At 66.8% G+C, this 6,271-nt stretch carries 5 protein-coding genes; all 5 read left to right on the top strand.

Annotation, left to right across the window (positions count from 1 at the left end):
* Window positions 1-1,066, top strand: a 1,066-nt coding sequence (locus J3U95_RS20935; RefSeq protein WP_208280583.1) for a hypothetical protein, incomplete at its 5' end; no start/stop codon positions are given.
* The gene (locus J3U95_RS20930) at window positions 1,067-1,336 is read left to right on the top strand and encodes a hypothetical protein (protein WP_208280582.1); all 270 of its coding nucleotides are present in this window, start codon (window positions 1,067-1,069) and stop codon (window positions 1,334-1,336) included.
* Window positions 1,337-1,369: 33 nt separating this feature from the next.
* A complete protein-coding gene (locus J3U95_RS20925) occupies window positions 1,370-2,677 on the top strand; it encodes a hypothetical protein (RefSeq protein WP_208280581.1) in 1,308 nt (435 codons plus the stop codon).
* A 9-nt stretch (window positions 2,678-2,686) separates the two neighbouring features.
* Window positions 2,687-3,931, top strand: a complete 1,245-nt coding sequence (locus tag J3U95_RS20920; RefSeq protein ID WP_208280580.1) for a hypothetical protein — start codon at window positions 2,687-2,689, stop codon at window positions 3,929-3,931.
* 20 nt (window positions 3,932-3,951) lie between these two features.
* Window positions 3,952-6,156 carry a hypothetical protein gene (locus tag J3U95_RS20915; RefSeq protein WP_208280579.1) on the top strand — a complete coding sequence of 735 codons (2,205 nt, stop codon included), beginning with the start codon at window positions 3,952-3,954 and terminating at the stop codon, window positions 6,154-6,156.
* Window positions 6,157-6,271: the final 115 nt, after the last annotated feature.

Genomic DNA, 6,271 nt, shown 5'->3' with positions numbered 1-6,271 from the left:
CCGCGGCGGCGCGCGCCTCGACTACATGGTGAAGTGGTCGAGCCTGGCGGTGGCCGGCTCGCTGCCCACCACCTGGAACGAAGGCGATTTTACCCAGGACGCGGGCGAGTTCGACCTGGCCGAGGGCCAAGACCCGATCGTCGACGGCCTGGGCCTGAAGGATAGCTTCATCGTCTACAAGGAGGCCAGCACCTACGCGATCGACTATATCGGCGGCCAGTTCATCCTGAAGCCGCGCAAGGTGTCGGGCATGAGCGGGCTGTTGAACATGAATTGCGCGGTGGAGTTCGAGGCCGGCTTCGGCGCCATGCACTTCGCCGTGACCGGCTCGGACATCGTGCAGCACGACGGTTTCTCGGCCCGGTCGGTGCTGGACAAGAAGGCGCGCCGCTTCTTCTTCCAGGACATCGACGTCGCGCACCAAGACAAGGTGTTCGTCTTCAAGAACCCGTTCCTGAACGAGATCCTGGTGGCCTATCCCTCGATCGGCGCCACCTGGTGCGATACGGCGCTGGTCTACAACTACGTCGACGGCACCGTCAGCTTCCGCAGCCTGCCCAACGTGACGCACGCGGCCTACGGCCCGGTAGACAACTCGCTGGCGGGCAACTGGAACCAGGACGACGCCCCTTGGGACACCGACCTGACCGCGTGGAACGGCCCCGACTTCACTCCGGATACCGCGCGCGTGATGATGGGCAGCGCCGACACGAAGCTGTTCCTGCTCGACGCGTCGACGTCGTTCGATGGAGCGCTGCCGGACGCCTACCTTGAGCGCCGCGGGCTGTCCTTCGGCGCGCCGGAGCGCATCAAGATCGTCTCGGGCGTGCGGCCGCGCATCACCGGCAACCGCGGCGGCACGGTGATCGTGCGGGTGGGCGCCGCTGATGGGCCCGACGACGAACCGCGCTGGGCCCCGCCGGTCACGTTCACGATCGGCACCAGCCTGAAGCTCGACCGCTTCGTGTCGGGCCGATACCTGGCTATCCGATTCGAGACCGGTACTGCCTTCAGCTGGAAGCTGGACGGTTTCGCCCTTCTGGTAGATGACGCTGGAGAATTCTAGATGCGCCCGACAAGCACAAACGCAATCAGCTACCAGCCCGGCGACCCGCCGGCCGATCCGGCGCAGCTGCAGCGCTTCCTGCGCGAGGAGCAGCTGAAGTGGAAGGCGGCAATCGACGCGCTGGCCGACGGCTTCCTGCCGGTGGTCTACGCGCCGCCGGCGAAGCCGCGCGACGGGATGCTGCGCAACGCCGACGGCGTCCAGTGGGACCCCGGCAGCGGCGCAGGCCTGTACCGGTACGGAAACAACACCTGGAATTACCTCGGCTGAGACCCAGCCACCTCACCCTTCGAAAGGAACATCATGGGCTTCTTGAAAGACCTCGTGGGCATCGCCGCGCCCATCGCCGGCACCATCATCGGCGGTCCGGTCGGCGGCGCCATCGGTGGCGCGCTCGGCGGCCTGGCGAGCGGCAGTGGCCAGCCAAAGTCGCACACCACCACCCAGCAGCAACAGCTCAACCCGCGTATCGAGCAGATGCTGTTCGGGAACGGTGGCGACAACAAAGGCTTGCTCTCGCAGTACCAGGGCTTCATGAGCCAGCCGCGCTCCGATGCCGCGACCGGCTTTGCGAACGCCAACGCGCAGTACCTCAACAACAACGGTGCCGCCGACTTGGCCGCCACGCGTGGGGCCGCGTACCAGGCCATGCAAGGCAATACTGCACCGACGATGAACGCGGCCAGTGCCGCCGGCGGATATGCTTCGCTTCCTGCCTATGCGGTGGGCGAGAAGGTGAATGCGCCGAGCCAGAACAACATCGACCTCTCGGCTTCGTACAACAGCCTCATTAACGGTGCGCCCGGTGCAAACCCGTACCTCACCGGCGCCATCCAGAAAGGAATCAACCAGTCGTCGAACGCTTTCGGCAACATGGTGACGGATGCCAAGGCGGCCACCCAGGACGTGCTGGGCAGCATTCGCGGCAACTCGGTGCTGGCTGGCCAGTTCGGCGGTTCGCGCCAGGGCATCGCCGAGGGTAAGGCGATCGACAGCATGAACACCAACCTGGCGCGCGCCGCTTCGCAGTTCGGCCAGAACAACACCGATGCGGCCGTAGCGGCGCAGACCGGCGCCTACGACTCCGACCGCAATCGTCAGCTCGCCGCCACGCAAGGCCTGGGCGCGCAGCAGTACGGCGTGGCGCAGCAGGAGGCCGCGTACGCCCAACAGGCGCAGATGCAGAACGTTCAAAACTCGTTCGACGCAAGCAAGACGAATGCGAGCATGGCTCAGCAAAACAACCAGTTCAACGCAGGTCTGCAACAACAGGCCGGGCTGGCCAACCAACAAGCCCAGCTCGCGACGAACGGCCAGAATACGAGCGCAGGCCTCGCCGGCGCCGGCCTGCTTTCTGGCCTGCTCGGCAACGCATCGAACCAGGTGAACGCTAACGATAACTGGGGCCTGGGCCGCGCGCAGGGTGTGAACTCGCTGCTGGCGCCGTACCTCGGCGCGAACAGCTCGAGCAGCAGCAGCCAACCGGTGTACAGCAACTCGGTTGGTAACGCGCTGGGTGGCGCCATGATGGGCGGCCAGTTGGGCGGCCTGTTCGGCAGCGGTGGCTTTTCTTCTCTCTTCGGCCCAGGCACCATCGGCGCCGGCTTCTAAGGAACCGATATGGCAGGACTACTCGATATATTCGGCGGCAGCCCGCAGGCCCAAGGCCTGCTCGCCGCGACGGCGCAGATTCTCCAGGCCTCGGGCCCGTCGTTCCGTCCGACCAGCCTTGGCCAGATCCTCGGCGGCGGGCTGCAGGCTGGCCAGGAAGCCACGCAGTTGGCGCGCGCACGCGACCTGCAGTTCCGTGGCGCCGAAGCCGACCTGGCCGCCCAGGAGCGCGCACGCGCCATGCAAGAGCAGGAGCTGGCCGCCGCGCACAGCGCTATCCGGACACCTGGCCAGCAGGCCGCTTCCCTGCCCGGCGGGCCGACGCAGGAGAACGCTGCGCGCATTGGCGAATTCAAGAGCGAGTTCGACCCGGATGCCTATGTCGCCGCGATGATGCAGATCAACCCGCTTCGCGCGCTGGAGATCAAGCGATCGTTGGCCAAGTCGGGGCCTGAGTTCGACACCAAGCCGCAGGTCGCGACCGACGAGATGGGGAACGTGTTCCAGTACCTGGTGGCGAAAGACGGCACCATTCGCAAGCTCGACGGCGTGAAGCCGCGCGAGAAGCTGTCGAGCGTGAACCTGGGCGGCAAAACCGGCTTCGTGGACGACTACACCGGAAACCTGGTCAGCTCGCTGGATAACTCGGTGTCACCGGATGCGCAACTGTCGTCCTGGACGCAGCAGCGGGGCCAGAACATGACCGACCAGCGCGCACGCGAGGCCAACGACGTCAATCGAATGGGCCAGCGCACGCAGCTGGTGAACGATCCGACCCAAGGCCCGATGCTGGTCGACCGTGGTACCGGCCAGGCGCGCCGGGTGACGATGAATGGTCAGGCAGTTCCGGGCGAGAACGAGGCGAAGAAAGCGGCTGCTGGACGCAATCTGATCCCGCTGATCGATCAGGCTGAAAAGCTCGTCGACGGAGCGACCGGGTCCTACGGCGGCGCCGGCATCGACCAGATTGCGCGCGTATTCGGGGTGGCCACTGACGGCGCTGAAACCACGGCGCAGCTGCGCGTCCTTGAGGGCAATCTCATGATGGCGCAGCCGCGCATGGAAGGGCCGCAGTCGAATATGGACGTCGCCTTGTACCGCCAGATGGCGGCGCAGATCGGCGACCCGACCGTTCCGAACTCGACCAAGAAGGCGGCGCTGAAGACGGTGCGCCGGCTGTACGAAAAATACGATACCTCCAATAACGCCGGCAACGGCGCGGGTGGCGGTGTCAAATTCCTGGGATTTGAATAATGCCAATCGCACGTTTTGAGATGCCAGATGGTCGGATCGCTCGGTTCGAGGTTCCGGAAGGGACCACGCCCGAACAGGCCCAGCAGGCCATCGCGGCGCAGCTCGGCCAGCGAAAAAGCGCAGCGCCAGCGCGCAGCAAGCCATTTGGCGAAGACCTGGGCGATGCGCTGGCCGACGTCCCGCGCCAGGTCGGACTGACCGCACGCCACGCGCTGGAAGGTGTTGGCGATGCCTTCGATTCCTTCGTTGGCAACCCGCTGCGCACGTTGGCCAGCCCTATCCTGGGCAACAAGCCGACGGCGCGCACCGGCGCGGCAGTCGCTGACCTGGTCGGCCTACCGCAGCCGCGCACGTCGACCGAGCGCATCGTTGGCGACGCCTCGCGGCTTGTCGCCGGCGGTGCCGGCATGCTGGGCAGCGCGGCCAAGGCGGTAGAAGCCACCTCGGGCGTGCCGCAGGCGGTGGCGCGCCTGCTGGCGTCGAACTCTGGACAGCAGCTGGCCTCGGCCGGCGCCGCAGGCCTGGCCGGCGGCTACACGCGGGAGACTGGCGGCGGCGATGGCGCCCAGCTCGTCGCATCGCTGGCGGCTGGTGTGGCGGCGCCGGCGGCGATCGGTGGCGCACAGCGCGCAGCTGCGGCCGTGGCTCGGCACACCCGGCCGGCGGCGCCGACGCCCGAGCAGGCCCAGCAGATCAACATCACGATCAACAACGCCCTGCAGGATTCTGGCATCACGCTGGAGGAGCTGCCGCGCCAGGTGGCGCAGAGCATCCGCAACGACGTCGCCGCGGCGTTCCGCACCAGCGACCAGGTCTCGCCCGACGCAATCCGTCGCCTGGCCGACTACCGCCTGACCGGGCTGACGCCGACGGCCGCCGGCCTGACGCTCGACCCGGCTGTGGTCACCCAGCAGAGGAACCTGGCGAAGCTGGGCGTGAACAGTAAGGACACCACGGCGCAGTTCCTGGGGCAGACCGAGAACCGCAACAACCAGCTCCTCAAGCAGGGGCTGAACAACCTGGGCGCCGACTCGGCCGACGACGCTTACACCGGTGGAGCGCGGGTGATCGATGCGCTGGCCGCGAGGGATGCGCGGGCGCAGAAGATCATTGGCGGTCTGTATGATCGCGCGCGCGACAGCGCCGGCCGCAGCGCAACCCTGGACCACGTGGCGTTCACGAACCGCGCCGCCGACCTGCTGCATGAGGCGAACGTGGAAAGCTTCCTGACGCCCGACATCCGGAACAAGCTGAACGCGTTCGCGATGCCCGGCGAGCCCGGCGGCATCCCACTGACCGTGGAGATCGCGGAGCAGTTCAAGACCTCGATTGGTCGGCTGCAGCGCAGCAGCTCGAACGGCAACGTGCGATTCGCCCTCGGCGCGGTGCGCCAGGCCCTGGACGAGACGCCGCTGGTCGGCCGTGGCCCCGCGCCAACGTTCGGCGGTGGCCAGATGACCGTGACGGGCGGCCTTGGCCCTGCGCAGCCTCAACAGCAGAACCTGGGCCAGGAAGCGATCGACGCCTTCAACAAGGCACGCCGGTTCAATCGGTCGTACATGCAGATCGTCGAGCGCACGCCGGCGCTGCAGGCCGTGCGCGATGGCGTCGAGCCCGACAAGTTCGTGCAACAGTTCATCGTCGGCGCCGGCAGCAAATCGAACTTCATGGACGTGGCGCAGCTCAAGAGCTCGATCAAGGGCAGCCCGGACGCCATGAACGCGGTGCGCGAGCAGATTACCGGGTTCCTGAAGGCGCGCGCACTGAACGGCCAGGTCGACGAGGTAGGCAACTTCAGCGGCGCCGCCTACACGAAGGCGCTCGACCAGATCGGCGAACGGAAGCTGCGCCTGTTCTTCAAGCCGGACGAAATCATCCAGTTGAAGGCCCTGGGCCGCGTGTCGCGGTACGAGCAGTTCCAACCGTCCGGCGCTGCGGTGAACAACTCGAACACGGCCGGCGCGCTGGGCGGCCTTGCGGAGCGGATCCTGAGCCAGTCAGTGCTGTCGAAGATTCCCTTCGGTCAGGCCGCGATCGGCGACCCGCTGCAGAACATCCAGGTGGGCTTCCAGTCGGGCCGCGCCCTGGACGTGCCACGCACCCTGACCGGGCCCCGTCAGGCGGTACCGGCCGGCCAAGGCGGGCTGCTGCTGTCGCCGGCGGCGTTCATGGGCGGAGAAACGGAGGAGGAACGGCGGCGCCGGCTACTTACGCCGGGACGCTAGCCAGGCATTGATGATGAACGCGAGTGCCGCGCCCAGCTGGATCGGATCGTAGTGCATTCGGCTCCCCATGTAGTTTCAACAATTATAGGCCACCTCAGGGTGGCCTTTTCATTTC

Source organism: Massilia oculi (assembly GCF_017582745.1).
Classification (GTDB): Bacteria; Pseudomonadota; Gammaproteobacteria; order Burkholderiales; family Burkholderiaceae_D; genus Telluria; species Telluria oculi_A.
This window is presented reverse-complemented; position numbering and strand designations above follow the sequence as displayed.

Coding starts and splice junctions, on each gene's coding strand:
- J3U95_RS20930 (WP_208280582.1), top strand. CDS start 1,067: ATGCGCCCGACAAGCACAAACGCAATCAGCTACCAGCCCGGCGACCCG.
- J3U95_RS20925 (WP_208280581.1), top strand. CDS start 1,370: ATGGGCTTCTTGAAAGACCTCGTGGGCATCGCCGCGCCCATCGCCGGC.
- J3U95_RS20920 (WP_208280580.1), top strand. CDS start 2,687: ATGGCAGGACTACTCGATATATTCGGCGGCAGCCCGCAGGCCCAAGGC.
- J3U95_RS20915 (WP_208280579.1), top strand. CDS start 3,952: ATGCCAGATGGTCGGATCGCTCGGTTCGAGGTTCCGGAAGGGACCACG.